This window comes from Salinirubellus litoreus, assembly GCF_037335815.1.
In the GTDB taxonomy this organism is placed as follows: Archaea; Halobacteriota; Halobacteria; order Halobacteriales; family Haloarculaceae; genus Salinirubellus; species Salinirubellus litoreus.
Genome location: NZ_CP147841.1, coordinates 2,600,470 through 2,614,903, shown reverse-complemented (window position 1 = coordinate 2,614,903; position 14,434 = coordinate 2,600,470). Strand labels below are relative to the sequence as shown.

General features: G+C 69.0%; 19 protein-coding genes. 4 read left to right on the top strand and 15 right to left on the bottom strand.

Features of this window, described 5'->3' with window-relative positions; genetic code table 11:
• Window positions 1-27: 27 nt before the first annotated feature.
• The gene (locus tag WDJ58_RS13030; RefSeq protein WP_338913706.1) at window positions 28-1,230 is read right to left on the bottom strand and encodes a methionine adenosyltransferase; all 1,203 of its coding nucleotides are present in this window, start codon (window positions 1,228-1,230) and stop codon (window positions 28-30) included.
• Window positions 1,231-1,292: 62 nt separating this feature from the next.
• Window positions 1,293-1,853, bottom strand: a complete 561-nt coding sequence (gene cyaB / locus WDJ58_RS13025) for a class IV adenylate cyclase (protein WP_338913705.1) — start codon at window positions 1,851-1,853, stop codon at window positions 1,293-1,295.
• Window positions 1,854-1,970: 117 nt separating this feature from the next.
• On the opposite strand from cyaB, the gene WDJ58_RS13020 reads away from it, so the two are divergent.
• Complete coding sequence (locus WDJ58_RS13020) at window positions 1,971-3,011, top strand: FKBP-type peptidyl-prolyl cis-trans isomerase (RefSeq protein ID WP_338913704.1); 1,041 nt, start codon at window positions 1,971-1,973, stop codon at window positions 3,009-3,011.
• Between the two features lie 103 nt (window positions 3,012-3,114).
• Here WDJ58_RS13020 and WDJ58_RS13015 read toward each other — a convergent pair whose 3' ends face one another.
• The 5 genes from WDJ58_RS13015 to WDJ58_RS12995 all read right to left on the bottom strand — a co-directional run bounded on the left by WDJ58_RS13015 (window position 3,115) and on the right by WDJ58_RS12995 (window position 6,509).
• Window positions 3,115-3,840, bottom strand: a complete 726-nt coding sequence (locus WDJ58_RS13015) for a ribosome assembly factor SBDS (RefSeq protein WP_338913703.1) — start codon at window positions 3,838-3,840, stop codon at window positions 3,115-3,117.
• A gap of 71 nt (window positions 3,841-3,911) precedes the next feature.
• Window positions 3,912-4,676: an archaeal proteasome endopeptidase complex subunit alpha gene (gene psmA, locus WDJ58_RS13010; RefSeq protein WP_338913702.1), complete on the bottom strand. Its 765-nt coding sequence runs from the start codon at window positions 4,674-4,676 to the stop codon at window positions 3,912-3,914.
• Window positions 4,677-4,679: 3 nt separating this feature from the next.
• Window positions 4,680-5,156, bottom strand: a complete 477-nt coding sequence (locus tag WDJ58_RS13005) for an Rpp14/Pop5 family protein (protein WP_338913701.1) — start codon at window positions 5,154-5,156, stop codon at window positions 4,680-4,682.
• 11 nt (window positions 5,157-5,167) lie between these two features.
• Window positions 5,168-5,821, bottom strand: coding sequence for a class I SAM-dependent methyltransferase (locus tag WDJ58_RS13000; protein ID WP_338913700.1), 654 nt, complete (start codon window positions 5,819-5,821; stop codon window positions 5,168-5,170).
• Window positions 5,802-6,509, bottom strand: a complete 708-nt coding sequence (locus WDJ58_RS12995) for an RNase P subunit p30 family protein (protein WP_338913699.1) — start codon at window positions 6,507-6,509, stop codon at window positions 5,802-5,804. Before WDJ58_RS12995 ends, WDJ58_RS13000 begins: the two co-directional genes overlap by 20 nt.
• A 133-nt stretch (window positions 6,510-6,642) precedes the next feature.
• Here WDJ58_RS12995 and WDJ58_RS12990 point away from each other — a divergent pair, with 133 nt between their 5' ends.
• A complete protein-coding gene (locus WDJ58_RS12990; RefSeq protein ID WP_338913698.1) occupies window positions 6,643-7,011 on the top strand; it encodes a hypothetical protein in 369 nt (122 codons plus the stop codon).
• Between the two features lie 64 nt (window positions 7,012-7,075).
• Here the strand turns inward: WDJ58_RS12990 and WDJ58_RS12985 are convergent, their stop codons facing one another.
• On the bottom strand, window positions 7,076-7,579 hold the full coding sequence (locus WDJ58_RS12985) for an RNA-binding protein (protein ID WP_338913697.1): 504 nt from the start codon (window positions 7,577-7,579) through the stop codon (window positions 7,076-7,078).
• 6 nt (window positions 7,580-7,585) lie between these two features.
• Window positions 7,586-7,777 (bottom strand): DUF1918 domain-containing protein, encoded by a 192-nt coding sequence (locus WDJ58_RS12980; protein WP_338913696.1) that lies wholly within the window; start codon window positions 7,775-7,777, stop codon window positions 7,586-7,588.
• 212 nt (window positions 7,778-7,989) lie between these two features.
• On the opposite strand from WDJ58_RS12980, the gene WDJ58_RS12975 reads away from it, so the two are divergent.
• Complete coding sequence (locus tag WDJ58_RS12975; protein WP_338913695.1) at window positions 7,990-8,559, top strand: NUDIX hydrolase; 570 nt, start codon at window positions 7,990-7,992, stop codon at window positions 8,557-8,559.
• A gap of 19 nt (window positions 8,560-8,578) precedes the next feature.
• Here WDJ58_RS12975 and WDJ58_RS12970 read toward each other — a convergent pair whose 3' ends face one another.
• The 5 genes from WDJ58_RS12970 to pyrB form a co-directional block, all read right to left on the bottom strand.
• Complete coding sequence (locus WDJ58_RS12970; protein ID WP_338913694.1) at window positions 8,579-9,031, bottom strand: Zn-ribbon domain-containing OB-fold protein; 453 nt, start codon at window positions 9,029-9,031, stop codon at window positions 8,579-8,581.
• Window position 9,032: 1 nt separating this feature from the next.
• Window positions 9,033-10,190: a thiolase C-terminal domain-containing protein gene (locus tag WDJ58_RS12965; protein ID WP_338913693.1), complete on the bottom strand. Its 1,158-nt coding sequence runs from the start codon at window positions 10,188-10,190 to the stop codon at window positions 9,033-9,035.
• A 58-nt stretch (window positions 10,191-10,248) separates the two neighbouring features.
• Complete coding sequence (locus tag WDJ58_RS12960; RefSeq protein ID WP_338913692.1) at window positions 10,249-11,130, bottom strand: hypothetical protein; 882 nt, start codon at window positions 11,128-11,130, stop codon at window positions 10,249-10,251.
• A gap of 489 nt (window positions 11,131-11,619) precedes the next feature.
• A complete protein-coding gene (gene pyrI, locus WDJ58_RS12955) occupies window positions 11,620-12,096 on the bottom strand; it encodes an aspartate carbamoyltransferase regulatory subunit (protein WP_338913691.1) in 477 nt (158 codons plus the stop codon).
• Window positions 12,093-13,004, bottom strand: a complete 912-nt coding sequence (gene pyrB / locus WDJ58_RS12950) for an aspartate carbamoyltransferase (RefSeq protein WP_338913690.1) — start codon at window positions 13,002-13,004, stop codon at window positions 12,093-12,095. The genes pyrI and pyrB overlap by 4 nt, the downstream gene beginning before the upstream one ends.
• A gap of 322 nt (window positions 13,005-13,326) precedes the next feature.
• On the opposite strand from pyrB, the gene WDJ58_RS12945 reads away from it, so the two are divergent.
• Window positions 13,327-13,953, top strand: a complete 627-nt coding sequence (locus tag WDJ58_RS12945) for an RAD55 family ATPase (protein WP_338913689.1) — start codon at window positions 13,327-13,329, stop codon at window positions 13,951-13,953.
• Between the two features lie 144 nt (window positions 13,954-14,097).
• On the opposite strand, the gene WDJ58_RS12940 is transcribed toward WDJ58_RS12945, so the two are convergent.
• Window positions 14,098-14,418: an FUN14 domain-containing protein gene (locus WDJ58_RS12940; RefSeq protein ID WP_338913688.1), complete on the bottom strand. Its 321-nt coding sequence runs from the start codon at window positions 14,416-14,418 to the stop codon at window positions 14,098-14,100.
• Between the last annotated feature and the right edge of the window lie 16 nt (window positions 14,419-14,434).

Below are 14,434 nucleotides of genomic sequence, written 5' to 3'. Positions count from 1 at the left end.
ATAAACCCCGTGTCTCGCCCGGGCGGGTCAGAACGTCGTGAGTTCGCCGTCGATGACCCGCCGGGTCACGTCGGTGACGTCCGCGAGTTCGCGATCCACGACCGCCTCGACCTCGTCGTGGACGTCCGCGACGCTCACGCCGTCCTCGGTGACGAGCGAGACGTCGGCGACGTGTGGCCGATCGATGGGCTGGCCGATCTGGGAGAGCAGACGGATGCGGGCCTCGCGGATGCCGTCGACCTCTCCGACGATGGCCTGGGCGATCTCGGTCGAGAGCAGGTTGTAGATCTTTCCGATGTGGTTGACGGGGTTCTTCCCCGAGGTGGCCTCCATCGACATCGACCGGTTGGGCGTGATGAGCCCGTTCGCGCGGTTGCCCCGGCCGACCGAGCCGTCGTCACCCATCTCGGCGCTGGTCCCCGAGGTGGTGAGGTAGACCGACCCCTCCTCGTAGTCGTCGGCGGTGTTGAGGTGGATCGCCACCTCGCGGTCGGTGTACTCGGCGGCGAGCCCCTCGACGAACTCGCGGACGCCCCGCACGGCGTCGTCGTACTCGTTCAGGTCGTCGACGTAGTGGTCGACCAGCGCCACCGCGACGGTCACGTCGATGCGGTCGCCCTCGCGTTTCCCCATCACCTTCACGTCCCGGCCCACCTCCGGGTTCTCGGCCTTGTACTCTCCGTTGAGCCGGCGCTCGGTGTTCAGAACGATCTCCTCGGTCTCCGTCAGGGGCGCGTGGCCCACCCCGAAGGAGGTGTCGTTGGCCATCGGGACGCTCCCCTCCTCGCCGAACACCTCCTGGAGGTCGCCCGACCCCTCCCCGAGACGGGCCTCGACGACGACGTCCGCCCCGAAGTCGAGGTGCGGGAAGTGCTCGGTCAGGTAGTCCCGGGCCGCACGCAGCGCGATGGTCTCGGTGGGGATCCGCTTGCCGTCGTAGCGGTTGGTCGCCCGACCCGTGACGAGGATGTAGATGGGTTCGAGCATCTCGCCGCCGCCGTAGGCGGGGGCCGCCGACCCGGCGACCAGCTGGGTCTCGTCGGTGTTGTAGTGGAGGACCTTCCCGAACCGCTCGATGTAGGCGTTGGCGAGCGCCCGGGAGACGTGCTCGGCGATACCGTCGCAGATGGAGTCGGGGTGGCCGAGACCCTTCCGTTCGACGATCTCGACCTCCTGATCCTCCACCGCGCGCCCCGCGACGGGCTCGACGCGGATGTTCCGACTGCTCATTGACGAACGCACGCCCGCTCGGGGCCTATAACTTACGAAAACTTTCACCCACGCTCGTATTACTACTGGACATTGCTGGCGTCGCGCTGGTCGCGATCCTCGAGGAGCAGGCCCAGGTAGGAGGTGCGGACCTGTTCGTCGGGATCGAGGTCGAGTTCGCGGAGGACGGCGATCGCCCCCTCGCGGGCCTCCTCGACCGCCTCCGCCTCGGTCTCGACCTCCACGAACTCGCCGAGACCGTCGACGGCGTCGAGCGTGACGGTGTACTCCCGGTACCGGAACCGTTCGCGCTCCTTCTCGACGGTCTCGGCGGGCGCGAACCCGACCCCTTCGAGGACGGCCCGCATCTCATCGCCGTCCTCGACGGCCGTCTCGTGCTCCTCGCGGGTCTTCGACTCGGCCTCGACGAGCGGCCCCTTGTAGGTCACCCCGATCCAGCGCCCATCGTCGTCCCGCTCCTCGCGGACGCGGAGGGCCTCGTCGGTCTCGGCGAACGAGCGGTGGGGGGCGTCGTAGTAGGTGTCGACCTGACGGACGCGGCCCCGGGGCTCGGCACCGAGTTCCGACAGCCGCTCGCGGATCGGGCCGTGCTCGGCCTCGACTTTGAGTTCCACCTCGTACACGCCCGGGTCGAGGAGGGTGGCGGACAAAAGAATGGTCGTCCGTGGCGGGCGGGGACGGGACGCACGGCCCCGAGGCGAAACGTGATTGTTAAGAGTGGCACGACAGTCCGTGAGGCTATGAGCGACCAGTCCGAGGACGTCGAGGAGTCAGAGGCGGCGGAGCGGGACGCCGACGCCGACGCTGACACGGAAGCCGACGTCGAGGAGACGGCGGAAGCAGCGACGACCGAGGGGACGGAGGAGACCGAGGAGGAATCGGAGGAGCCCGAGAGCGGGCTCCAGGACGGCGACTTCGTCCGTCTCGACTACACGGCCCGGACGGTCGAGGGCGACCAGCTCGTCGACACCACGGATCCGGAGGTGGCCGAGGAGGAGGGCGTCGAAGACCAGGGGACGTTCGAGCCCCGCGTCATCGTCCTCGGCTCGGGCCACCTGTTCGACGCCGTCGAGGACGACATCGTGGGCAAGGAGGCCGGCGACTCGGGGAGCGTCACCGTCTCGGCGGGCGAGGCGTTCGGCGAGTACGACGAGTCGCAGGTCGAGACCGTCTCGGCCTCGAAGATCGACGAGGACGACCGCTACCCCGGCGCTCGCATCCAGATCGACGGCCGACAGGGCGTCCTCGAGACGATCATCGGCGGCCGTGCCCGCGTCGACTTCAACCACCCGCTGGCCGGCGAGGACGTCGAGTACGAGTACGAGATCGTCGGCGTCGTCGACGACCAGCTCGAACGCGCCGAGGGGCTGCTCAACATGTTCCTCGACATGGATCTGGAGATGCGCATCGAGGACGAGGAGGTCGAGGAGACCCGCGTCGAGGAGCCCGATCCGGACGACGAGGACGCGGAGCCCGAGACGGTCACCGAGACCGTCGAGAAGAAGACCCTCTACGTCGAGGCGACCCCGCAGCTCTCGATGAACCAGCAGTGGCTCTTCCAGAAGCAGCAGATCGCCCAGGAGGTCATCGACAAGACCGGCATCGACCGGATGATCGTCGAGGAGGTCCTCGACGGTACCGGCGGGATGATGGGCGGTATGGGCGGCATGATGGGCGGCATGGGTGGCGGTGCCCCGGGCGGCGGCGACGTCGACATGGAGGAGGCCCTGGAGGAGGCCGACATCGACCCCGAGGAGATCGTCGACGACATCGAGGAGTAGGAGCAGGTTACGGACGGGGCCGACGCAGGCTGACGCGGGGAGCGTCGACCGGTCCCGACCACGAACGGCCGTTCTCCGTCGAAGCGACGCCGGAGCCGTCGGTTCAGCGCGTGCCGATCTCGTCCTCGTCCTTGATGACGCGGGTGTCGGCCTCCCCCGAGGAGACCTCGTTGGCGAGGTCGTAGAAGTCGTTCTGGAGGCCCGCAGGGAACCGCACGACGCCGACCCAGGAGCCGTCGTTCTGCCACTCCTCCCGTTCGAGGTCACCGAACTGCCGTATCTGGGCCTGACCGCTCCCGGCGTACTCCGCGGGGAGCCGGACGGCCATGACCACCTCGTCGAACCGGATGGGGATGACGGGTCGAAGCGCGTCGAGCGCGTCGTCGACCTGGTTCTCGACGGGTTCCATCGGGTCGACCTTGAACCCCGCCTCCTCGAGCGCGCGCTCGATCCGCTCCGGCGGGTGGGGTGCGTCGTCCATCTGGGGGTTGACCGCGTTGCGCGCGATCTGGTTGATCAACTGCCGGCGCTTCTGTTCCTGCATCTCGCGGCGCTGCTCGGCCGTGATCTGTATCTCCCCCCGTTCGACGACCTCGGGGATGATCTCCATCGGGTCGGTCGTCCCGAAGACCTCTTCGAGGGAGTCCTCGGGAGGGCGGTCACCCCGGGAGGCGTCCTCGAAGACGTCCTCGGCGGCGATGACCTCCTCGAGTTCGCCGTCGAACTCCCCGCGCTTGATCGCGAGCGCCGCGTCCGGGTCCACGAGAACCTCGAAGCGCTGGCCGTGGGACTCGAGGCGGGCGGTCACCGCCTCGTCGAGCGATATCATGTATCCCGGTAGGGTGCCCCCGGGATAAAAGCCGTTCGCGTACCGATACGTCGAGTCCGTCGGGGTCTGCGTTACGCTTCCTCGTCCTCGTCTTCGTCCTCCTCGGGCGCGAGGAGGTCGTTCTCGGCGAGGTGGCTCTCGAGTTCCTCGTCGGAGACCTCGCTGAAGGTCGCGGTCTCGGCGTCGATGGTGGCCGCGCCGATCCCCTCGGGGCTGAGCTGGCCCTCGTTGGCGGAAGCGAGCGCCGAGAGCGCGAGGCCGATGCCGCCGTCGAGGTCCATCGACTCGTCGTAGTGCTCCTCGAGGTAGTCCTCGATCTCGCCGCGGTCGGCCCCGACCGCGAGCGCCTTCCACTCGTAGGGCGTCCCCGAGGGGTCCGTCTCGTAGAGGCGGGGCTGGCCGTCCTCGACGCCGCCGATGATGAGCGCGACGCCGAACGGTCGTGCGCCACCGACCTGCGTGTACTGCTGGATGTGGTCGGTCACCGACTTGGTGAGCGTCTCGACGCCGATCGGCTCGCCGTACCGGAGCTGTTCGACCTGGGCCTGCCGGCGGGCGAAGTCGATCAGCTGGCGGGCGTCGGCCACGTGGCCGGCGCTGGCGATGCCGATGTGCTCGTCGGCCTTGTGGATCTTCTCGACGCTGGTCCGCTCCATCAGCGGCGAGCGGATGCGCTTGTCGACGGCGAGGACGACGCCGCCGGCGGTCCTCACGCCGACGGACGCCGTCCCTCGTTTCACCGCCTCCCGTGCGTACTCGACCTGGTAGAGGCGACCGTCCGGGGAGAAGATGGTGATACCCCGATCGTAAGCCTGCTGTTGGGATTGTCCCTGCATAGTTCAGGTGTCGAGGTGCGTCGCCCCCACGTACGACGACCCGACGCGCACATCGACGCCGTCCTCCCGGACGACGGCGCGCCGGTCGGCGTCCGCGAACGCGACCGTTCTCTCCTCGGAAACTCCGCCCGGGGCGTGGATAAACTTTTCTTCACAGCCTCGTACGGTGCCGCTCGTCCCGCGAACGACCGCCCGTATCCGCTCGCCCTCGACCTCGCCGAGACACGCCAGGACGGCCCGTGCCCGATCGACCGATCCCCGGCGACACCGGACCACGGCACAGCCCTCCCCGCCGACGAACTCGAACCCGAGCACTTCGAGGCCAAGCGCCGCGCTCCCGGCGTCGCCGACGAGGTTCTGTGCGGCGTACCAGAGGTGGCGCTGGAACGCGCCCCGGTCGATCGCGGTATCCGGATGGCCCCGTAGCTCGACGCCGAGGTAGCGATAGCGGGGTCGGAGGTGCTTCGGCAGGTGTTTCATGCGGTGTCTCCCTAATCCTCGGTCATCCCGACCGGTTCGTCCTCGTGGACCGGATCGGGCTCACCGGCCCGTTCGGCGACGAGTACACCGACCTGTTCGTGGACCATCTCGACGGCCGTGAGCGCGAACCCCGCGTCCGTGAGCGCGTCCGCGAGCAGGCCGACCGTCGCCGGGTCGTCGACCTCCGGGGAGTAGAACGGTGTCTCGGGGTCCGGTTCGCCGAAGAGCATGATGTCCCCGAGGACGAACCGGCGGGGGCCGAGGTCCGCGATGGCCGCGATGGCCTCGCGCTTCTCCTCGTCGGGGATGTGATGCATGGCGAAGTTCGAGACGACCACGTCGACGGGGCCCTCGACGTTCGGCTCGCGGAACGTCCCGTTCCCGAACTCGACGTTCTCGATGCCGCGCTCTGCGGCCTTCTCGCGGGCTTTCTCCATCATCCCGTCGCTGATGTCCCGCCCGATCACCCGCCCCGCGTCGGGGGCGAGCGCGAGCGCGATAGCGCCCGTCCCGGTGCCGATGTCGAGGACCACGTCACCGGACTCGGGAGCGGCGTGTTCGACGACCAGCGAGACGCAGGCGAGGTACTCGTCGCTCTTATCCTCGTCGTAGTCGTCGGCGTACTCGTCGAACCGGGCGGCGTGTTCATCGAGGCTCCTCTTCATACCTGCCCCGTCGGACCCCCGGCTCTATGAAGGACTCGGAGGCCCGCTCGCGGTTGCGCGCCGCCAGTCGGCCCCACTCGGCGAGCCCCTCGCGGACCTGCTCGGCTTCGAACCCCACGAGTTCGCCCACGGCGACCAGCTCGCGGGGAGCGCGCCAGTCGAGGTGCGAGGCCGGGTCGGCGCTCACCACGAACGGGGTCTCGGCGTCCGCGACGAGCTCGCGCAGCTTGCGGAGTCCGGCTATCGCCCGCACCCGCGGACCGCCGTCGGCACGGAGGACGTCGGCCAGCGAGAACTCCAGCCGGACGCCGTTCTCGGCGGCCGCCCGGGCGAGAACGTGGTTCACGTCGCCGTCGCCCCGCATCGGGTGGGCCAGCACGTCCACCATCGGCTCTTCGACGGCGTAGCGGTTGATCGTCGGATTCCCGCCGTGGACGCACACCAGGGTCGCCTCCTCGCGGAACCGCCGGACCAGGCTCGCCGCCTGCGAGCGGTCGTCGGTGCGGACCTCGATCCCCTCGACGACGTCCACGCCGAACGCCTCCGCGACGGTCCGGGGATCGTACTCGGCTGGGGCGTCGCCGTGGTTCCGGACGACCACCCCCTCGAAGCCGAGGCTCGCGGCCTCGCTGGCGTGGCGGGCGACGGTCGCCCCGCCGTCGGGATGCGCGTGGACGGCCTCGTACACGGATTGACGAGGGATCGGCGCGGACTTGGGCGTTGTGTGTCCGCCCCCGGCGCGAGCGTCGTTCGCCGGGAGCGCCTCCGCGGGTCGTGGACGGGACACCGCCCGACGCAGATCTGGGGGGACCATCGTGCTGGTGACGGGCGCGAGCCGCGGAGTTGGCGCGGGATCGCCCGCGAACTCCGCAAACCCGAACGATGTAGTAGGACTCTACCCGGAGTTCACCGGAACGGAACGGGTCGAGGCCGCGTTCGACGGCCCCGAGGAGATACCCGACGGAACCGAGCCCACCCGGTACTCGGGGCGGGCGGTAGCGGCGCTCGCCGCGGACCCCCGGGTGACGGACCGGTCGGGCGACGTGTTCAAGTCGGACGAGCTCGCCCGCGACTACGGGATCACCGACGTCGACGGCGCTCGACCGGAGCCGTTCACGTTCGACGCGACGCGGCTCCGAGGGATCCGGATCAAGTCCAGGGACGGGGCCGTCCCGTACGGGCTGTTGTAGTCTTTTACCGACGATCGCCCAGGAGGGGCTGACGACTATCGGTAGATCGTTACGACAGTCCGTATCAGGCCCCGCCCTCGCGGAGCCGTTCGAGCGTCTCGCGGGCGTTCTCGACTGCCTTCTCGCGTCTGGCGGGGTAGGCTTCGACCTTCGCGCGGAACGTGATCCCCTCTCCGAGCCGGACGTCCCCTCGGAACGCCCCCTGCTTGTCGAGCTGGACGAAGAAGGCGGTGTTGTCGTCGACGCGATCCTCGAGTTCGGCGAGCAGGCGGTCGAACTCCTCGGCTCCGGCGAGCGCCGAGAGGGCGTACCGCACCTGGTCGGCCCGTTCGAGCCGAACCGAGAGCACGAGGATGCGGTCGCCGTGGAACCCCTCGGTGGTCTCGCGGTCGAGTTCGACGAACTCGAACGCCCGATCCCCGTCCTCGGTCTCGTCGGCCCCGTCGTCCTCCTCGGGGGAAGCGGGCCCCGGGACGAACGCCCGTAGCGCCTGCTCGACGCGCTTCTCGTCCTCGGTCGCGTAGCAGAACGCCCGGAGGTCGACGTAGTGGACGGGGACCGACGGCATCCGGCGCTACTCCTCGTCTTCGTCGGCGGCCTCGATGGCGTCCTCGGCGATGCCGGCCTCCTGTCCCTCCTCGAACTGGATGATGTAAGTGGCGTCGCCGAACATCGTCTCCGAGACCTGCGTTATCTCGCCCGTCTCGCCGTCGAACTCGCTGTGCTGGTCGTTGAGCACGACCCGGTCGCCTTTCTCGAATGCCATGTTCGGGACTACCCCATCCCCGAGCAAAAGAGCGACGGTTCACGCCCGCCGACGGCCACGGGAACACCCACGTTGAAGGTCCCTCGACCCCGGCATCGACGGTGTCGAAGCCTTATTGCGACGGTGTACCGTACGCGTCCCATGAACGCGACACGCTCGGACTTCGCTCCGCTGCCCGACCGCCCCTCACGCTCGGGCCGGCGTTCGCCGTCATGACGACGTTCGGTGACCTCTGGTACCTCGCCGACAGGGCCGGCCAGCAGGCCGCACAGGCACGCCACGCGCTCCTCGAGCGCCACGGCGAGGGAGGGGAATACTACGAGACCACCCATCAAAAGCACGTCTCCCGGCGTCGGTTCAGGGAGCTCGCCGAGCGCATCTGCGAGACGGGCGCGCCGTACGGAGCGCACACGACCGTCTACCGTCCCTCGGGGGAACTCCTGCTCGTCCGTCACGAGGGGGTCGACCTCTGGGTGCTCCCGGGGGGGTGTCTGGACGGCCGGGAGACGTTCCGCGAGGCGGCCGAGCGGGAACTGAACGAGGAGGCCGGCGTGGAGGCGACCTACGAGGGTCTCGGGATGCTCTCGCGGGTCGACGTTCGATCCGGCGACCACCGGACCTGGGGCGTGCTCCCGGTGTACGCGGCCCGTGCGGAGACGACCGACCCGGCGGTCAGCGACCCCGACGGCGAAATAAGCGAGGCCCGCTGGTTCCGCGACCTCCCCGAGGACACCCGCGACCGCGAGGACCTGCTCGCCTGGCGCGGACAGTACCTCGGCTGATCCCGACCACAGCCGCCTCCTATCGCGGCTCGAAGACGTGGAGCGGCCACTCGGTCTCGTAGCTCAGCGACCGCTCCCGGAGCGCCTCGTCGGGTTCGCGGACCGTCAGCTCCACGGGGTCGTCGATGGCGACGTCCTCGTAGTCGGCGTCGAGCCGACCCGTGAGTCGGGCACCCGAGTCGAGTTCGACCACGGCGATGGTGTAGGGGGCCTCGTCGGCGAACGCCGGCGGCGGCGTGTGGACGGCGGTGTAGGAGACGACGTGACCCGTCCGGGGCTGGTCCTCGACCGAGAGCGACCGGCTCCCACACGCGTAACAGGCCGGTCGCGGCGGGACGAGCGTCTTCCCGCAGTCCGAACAGACCGCACCGAGCAGGCGACCCTCCGACAGGGCGTCGAAGAACCCCGGGAGCGTGAACGGGCTGTCCGAGGTGATCTCCTCGGGACCGAGTGGGGACGGTTCTTCGGACATCTCAGGCCTCCAGGACGTGGGTGACGGTTACGGCGTCGGCGACACCGCCCTCGTTCAGGAGGAACGCCGTCTCCGCGCCGTCGACCTGCCGGTCACCCGCCCGGCCGGTCAGCTGTTCGTACGCCTCGACGGCCTGTGCGAGCCCCGTCGCGCCGATGGGGTGGCCCCGTGCCTTGAGCCCGCCGCTGGTCGAGAGGTGGACGTCCGTCCATCCCTCCGACCGTTCCTCGGGAGGCAGGGCACACTCGATACCCCGGCCGCGCGGGGCGAACCCGGCGGCCTCGGAGAGCAGCGCCTCGCAGACCGTGAACGCGTCGTGGACCTCCGCGACGTCGACGTCCCCGGGTTCGATACCCGCCTGCTCGAAGGTGCGTTCCGCGGCCGCGGCCGCCCCTTCCGGGAAGGTGAGGTTCCGCTCGGCGACTGCGAGGTTGTGCGCGGCGGCGTCCGAGCCGGCCACCGTCACCGTCTCGTCCGTGAGATCCGCGGCGACCGTCTCGTTCGTCACGAGGACGGCCGCCCCGCCGTCCGAGACGGGCGCGCAGTCGAACAGCTTCAGCGGCGGGGCAACGTAGTCCGAGTCGAGGACGGTGTCGACGTCGATCTCGCTCCGGTACTGGGCCCGGGGGTTCCTCGCGGCGTTGGCGTGGTTCTTCACCGCGATCCCGGCGAGGTCGCGCTCGGTCACGTCGTGTTCGTGCATGTACCGCTGTGCGAGCAGCGCGTACTGGGACGGTGCGGTGATGCCCGAGCGCTGTTCGAGCGCGCGGTCGAACGCCGCCGAGAGCGAGTCGGTCGCCCCGCCAGTCCCGCCGGCGGTCATCTTCTCGACGCCCGCGGCGAGCACCGCCTCGTAGCGGCCCGAGCGGACGTCCTCGACGGCGCGGCGGAGCGCCATCGCGCCCGCCGCCGCACACCCCTCGACGCGTTCGGCGGGGATATCGCGGAGGCCCGCCCACTCCGCGAGGAGCGTCCCGTACATGATCTGGTGTTCGTACCGCTCGGACTGGTTGCCGACGTAGAGCGCCTCGACGACCTCCGCGGGGTCCGGGAGGCCCTCGAACGCCTCGGCGAGCGCGGCCGAGAAGAGGTCGCGGCCGGTCAGGTCCGTCCGTCCGACGGGTGAGAGCCCGACCGACACGATCCGTGGTTCTGGCATGTACTCCCCTCTCGATACCCCCGAGGTATAACTCTGGCCCGGTTCCTCGCCGAGCCGCTCAGCCGTGCGAGACGCCCTCGCGGCTCTCGGCGTCGCGCCGCCGGAGCGCCGCCCGGGCGTTCGAGGCGTCGTAGCCGAACAGCACCCGATCGGCGTACGCCTCCGCTACCTCCGCGGCGTGGAGGAGATCGTCGATGTCGACGTTCACGGCGTAGAGCTCGACCGCCATGTCGACGCCGAGCTCGTCGAGTCGGTCGCGAAAGCCCGACGCGATGGTCTCCAGCCAGTAGGTCGTCCCGTAGTGGGTGTCGTACAGCGGGACGACGAACTCGTCGACCATCGGCGCGAGCGCCGCCAGGTCCAGTCCGGCCCGCCGGTAGAGGTGATCGCCGTAGGGGTCGGGGTAGAGCGTGAGGTAGGTCCGCCCGGGGATCCGATCGGTCGCCTCGCGGACGAAGTCGGTGATGACCTCCGCGCGCCACGTGAGGCGGTCCTCGAACCCCGTCTCCTCGGGGCGGGGTCCACCGGCATCGTGTCGGGCGTCGACCCAGGCCTCGAACCGCTCGTTACAGCGGTCACAGTAGCAGTACTCCTCGCGGGGAAACCCCACGTCGTCGAGGCGGACGTCGCCGTTGGCGGCCGCGCACTCCTCGATGATCTCGAGGAGCCCCTCGCAGTAGCGGTCGTGGGTCGGGTCGACGTACGCCCAGTCGAAGTACGGTCGGTCGCGGTTCGCGGGCTGGCCCTCCGGGTTCACGGGGACGAGCTCTGGCTCCCCGGCCGCGGCGGCGTTGTCACCGAAGCACGACACCATGTTCACCGCGTTCTCGAGGGGTTCGTTCTGTCGCCCCGACACGTCCTTCACCTCGTAGAACGCGGCGTCGAACTCGGGCCACTCGGTCTCCTCCTCGTTCCGCGTGACGACCCCGACGGTGGGCATACCCGGTAGTGGTGGTTCCGACGGGTAAGCCGTTCGAAAGAAGTGGGGTGGGATATCGGTCGACGGGCGATGCTCCGGCTGGGACCTATCGACGCGTGACGTAGACGAGCGCGACGACGAGCAGTACGGCGGCGAGGATGACTTTCTTCGACATACGGACGAATCGATCGAGGGGGACGAATATAGTTATTACGCACCCCTCACCGTGCTCGATGAGGCTGCGGCCGCAGGTTTCCCCGACGGCGAGCGTGACGAGCAGGCGACGACTCGATGGCTCGACGGCGATTCCGACCGGCGTCGTCGCGCGCCCGCGGACCGGTCGGGGCGGGATCTACACCACGGGGTCGGTGGTCCCGTTCCAGTACTTGAACCTGGGGGCGCGAGAACGACGACCGGGGGGATCGGGCTCATACGGATTGTTGTAGTCTTTTGCCGGCGATCGCGGACCCCGTTCGAGTGGTCGCCGGTAAATCGTTACAACAATCCGTATCAGACCCCGATGAGCTCCGCGATGTCCTCGCGGACGATGGTGTCACAGTAGCCACACCGGACCCCCTCGTCGAGCACCTCGAACCGCGAGTCGACCGGCTCGCCCTCCGTCGAGATGCAGTTGGCGTTCGGACACGAGAGCACACCCGACACCGTCGTCGGGCGCTCGACGCGGGACTTCTCGACCACCTCGAACCCGCGGACGATGTTGATGCTCGCGGCGGGGGCGATGAGCGAGAGGACGTCGACCTCGTCCTGGCTGAGTTCGCGGCCCTCGACCTTCACGATGTCCTTGCGCCCCAGTCGATCGGAGGGAACGTTCATCCCGATGCTGACGGTCTCGCCGCCCGAGCCGTCGATGCCGAGGATGGCGAGGACGTTCAGCGCCTGCCCGGCGGCGATGTGATCGATGACGGTCCCGTCGCGGATCTTCGAGACGCGGAGTTCCTGGTCCGGATCGGGGTCGGTCCCGTTCATCGGCCCTCACCCCCGAGCATGATATCCAGCAGTGCCATCCGAACCGGGACCCCGTTGTGGGCCTGCTCGAAGTACGTCGCGTGGCGTGTCTCGTCGACGTCGGGGGCGATTTCGTCGACGCGCGGGAGCGGGTGCATCACGCTGAGGTCGTCGCGGGCGACGTCGAGCGTCGCGGCGTCGATACGGTACTCGCCGGCGATCTGCCGGTACTCGTTCTCGTCGGGGAACCGCTCGCGCTGGATCCGGGTGACGTAGAGCACGTCGAGTTCGGGGAGTACCCCGTCGAGTTCGGTGTGCTCTCTGACCTCCGCGCCCGACTCGTGGAGGTCGTAGCGCACCGAACGGGGGAGCCGCAGACTCTCGGGGCTCACGAAGTGCTGGGTGACGTCGAAGTTGGTGAGCGCCTCGGCCAGCGAGTGGACCGTCCGGCCGTACTTCAGGTCACCCATGACCCCGATGCTGAGGTCGTCGAGCCCCGCGCTCTCCCGAATGGTGTAGAGGTCGAGCAGCGTCTGGGTCGGGTGCTGGCCCGCGCCGTCGCCCGCGTTGATGACCGGGACGTCGACGAACTCCGAGGCCAGCTTCGCCGCCCCCTCGCTGGGATGGCGCAGCACGAGCGCGTCGGCGTACCCCGCCACCACGCGGACGGTGTCGGCGAGCGACTCGCCCTTCTTGACCGAGGAGGACTCGACGGTCCCCATGTCGACCGTCGACCCGCCGAGGCGCTTCATCGCGGTGTCGAACGACATCTTCGTCCGGGTGCTCGGCTCGAAGAACAGCAGTCCGAGGACGTCCTCGCGGCGGCCCCCACCGGTGACGTCGCCGTCGAACGTCGCCGCGTGGTCGAGGACCGACTCGATGTCGGCCCTCGACAGCTGTCTGGCACTGATGAGGTGGTCGTGCCGCATCGCGAGTAGGGGGGACTGGCACCCTATTCAAACCCCGGCATCGGCCGGCCGTTCCCGACCGGTCCCCCCGACAGCGTCGTCGGCTACCCGACCGGGCCACCGGGGGCGTCCGACCCGGGTGACCCGCGTCCGGGGCCTCCGATCCCCGCGGGGTTCCGTTCGAAACATCCCTCGGGACCCGGATCAGTTCGACGTCGAAGGTCGCGCGGACCAATCGCACGACCCGTCTCCGAGCCGGAGACGCACACCGGCGCCCATATTCGGTAACGAGGGGCGAAACGGCCGGAATATTTATTTCAGGAAAAGAGAAACGAAAGGACGAATGGTGGAACGGCTCCGGACGGGGATAGAGGTGCTCGACCGGAAGCTCGACGGCGGGATACCCGCCGGGAGCATCGTCGCGCTCGACGCCAATCCCGCGAGCCAGGCGGAACTGTTCCTCTACGAACTGACCGCGACCCGTGGCACGCTCTACCTCTCGCTCGACCGGACGGGGAGTTCGGTGTCGAACGCCATCCGGAGTTCGCCCACCCGGACCGGCGATCCGACGGTTCGCGACGTCACGGGGGAGGCCCCGCTCGACAACGCCACGAAGCTCATCAGCGTCCTCCCGGAGTCCTCGAACCTCATCGTGGACCCCATAGACATCCTCGAACGCCAGGAGCCGCCCCGGTTCCGGAACTTCATGAACGAGCTCCAGAACCACATCTACAACACCGGGAGCCTGGCGCTGCTCCACTGTCTCGACGGCAACGACGTGCCGGAGCTCAGGGACACAACCCACCACATGGCTGATATCGTTTTCGACCTCGACACGAGCGTGAAGGGCGACCGTGTCGAGAACCGCCTCTCCATCCCGAAGTTCCGGGGTGGGGTCGCCCCGAGCGAGGTCATCAAGCTCGAACTCTCCGAGGAGGTCGCCATCGACACCAGCCGGGATATCGCCTGAGCGGGCGGTCGCGCTCGATCTCTCACCGGCCACGAACCGCGATCACGTCGAGTCCGGGCGGCGAGGAATTCGCTCCTCGCTACGAGGAGGGAAACGGTCGAGTGAGAACGAGGAAGACCGGGTCGGCCGGTCGCGAGTACGACGTTATCCCTTCTTGAACCCGAGCAGGAACCCCCCGGTGAACCCCGCCGAGATCGAGAGCGTCTCGAGGATGGTCATCACCCAGTTCGGGGGGGTCTGCGAGGCGGCGGCCTGGCCGGCTCCGACCATCCCGGCCGTGAGCCGCTCCCAGTCGACGGTGAGGATCTGCTGTGACTCGAGGAACTTGAACAGCGCCAGTTCCAGCCCGATGATGACCGCGATCACCTTCGCGAGCTTCTTCGCCGCGAACCCGACGATCCCCCCGATCAGCGCCCCGCCACCCAGATCTATCCCGAGCTGAGTGAAGTCGATCTCCAGAGCCATGCGTGGAGATAGGCAC

What these genes read in the sequence shown, in the direction of transcription:
- WDJ58_RS13030 (WP_338913706.1), bottom strand. Translation starts at nt 1,230, where the DNA reads ATGAGCAGTCGGAACATCCGCGTCGAGCCCGTCGCGGGGCGCGCGGTG.
- WDJ58_RS13020 (WP_338913704.1), top strand. Translation starts at nt 1,971, where the DNA reads ATGAGCGACCAGTCCGAGGACGTCGAGGAGTCAGAGGCGGCGGAGCGG.
- WDJ58_RS13015 (WP_338913703.1), bottom strand. Translation starts at nt 3,840, where the DNA reads ATGATATCGCTCGACGAGGCGGTGACCGCCCGCCTCGAGTCCCACGGC.
- psmA (WP_338913702.1), bottom strand. Translation starts at nt 4,676, where the DNA reads ATGCAGGGACAATCCCAACAGCAGGCTTACGATCGGGGTATCACCATC.
- WDJ58_RS13005 (WP_338913701.1), bottom strand. Translation starts at nt 5,156, where the DNA reads ATGAAACACCTGCCGAAGCACCTCCGACCCCGCTATCGCTACCTCGGC.
- WDJ58_RS13000 (WP_338913700.1), bottom strand. Translation starts at nt 5,821, where the DNA reads ATGAAGAGGAGCCTCGATGAACACGCCGCCCGGTTCGACGAGTACGCC.
- WDJ58_RS12985 (WP_338913697.1), bottom strand. Translation starts at nt 7,579, where the DNA reads ATGCCGTCGGTCCCCGTCCACTACGTCGACCTCCGGGCGTTCTGCTAC.
- WDJ58_RS12980 (WP_338913696.1), bottom strand. Translation starts at nt 7,777, where the DNA reads ATGGCATTCGAGAAAGGCGACCGGGTCGTGCTCAACGACCAGCACAGC.
- WDJ58_RS12975 (WP_338913695.1), top strand. Translation starts at nt 7,990, where the DNA reads ATGACGACGTTCGGTGACCTCTGGTACCTCGCCGACAGGGCCGGCCAG.
- WDJ58_RS12970 (WP_338913694.1), bottom strand. Translation starts at nt 9,031, where the DNA reads ATGTCCGAAGAACCGTCCCCACTCGGTCCCGAGGAGATCACCTCGGAC.
- WDJ58_RS12965 (WP_338913693.1), bottom strand. Translation starts at nt 10,190, where the DNA reads ATGCCAGAACCACGGATCGTGTCGGTCGGGCTCTCACCCGTCGGACGG.
- WDJ58_RS12960 (WP_338913692.1), bottom strand. Translation starts at nt 11,130, where the DNA reads ATGCCCACCGTCGGGGTCGTCACGCGGAACGAGGAGGAGACCGAGTGG.
- pyrI (WP_338913691.1), bottom strand. Translation starts at nt 12,096, where the DNA reads ATGAACGGGACCGACCCCGATCCGGACCAGGAACTCCGCGTCTCGAAG.
- pyrB (WP_338913690.1), bottom strand. Translation starts at nt 13,004, where the DNA reads ATGCGGCACGACCACCTCATCAGTGCCAGACAGCTGTCGAGGGCCGAC.
- WDJ58_RS12945 (WP_338913689.1), top strand. Translation starts at nt 13,327, where the DNA reads ATGGTGGAACGGCTCCGGACGGGGATAGAGGTGCTCGACCGGAAGCTC.
- WDJ58_RS12940 (WP_338913688.1), bottom strand. Translation starts at nt 14,418, where the DNA reads ATGGCTCTGGAGATCGACTTCACTCAGCTCGGGATAGATCTGGGTGGC.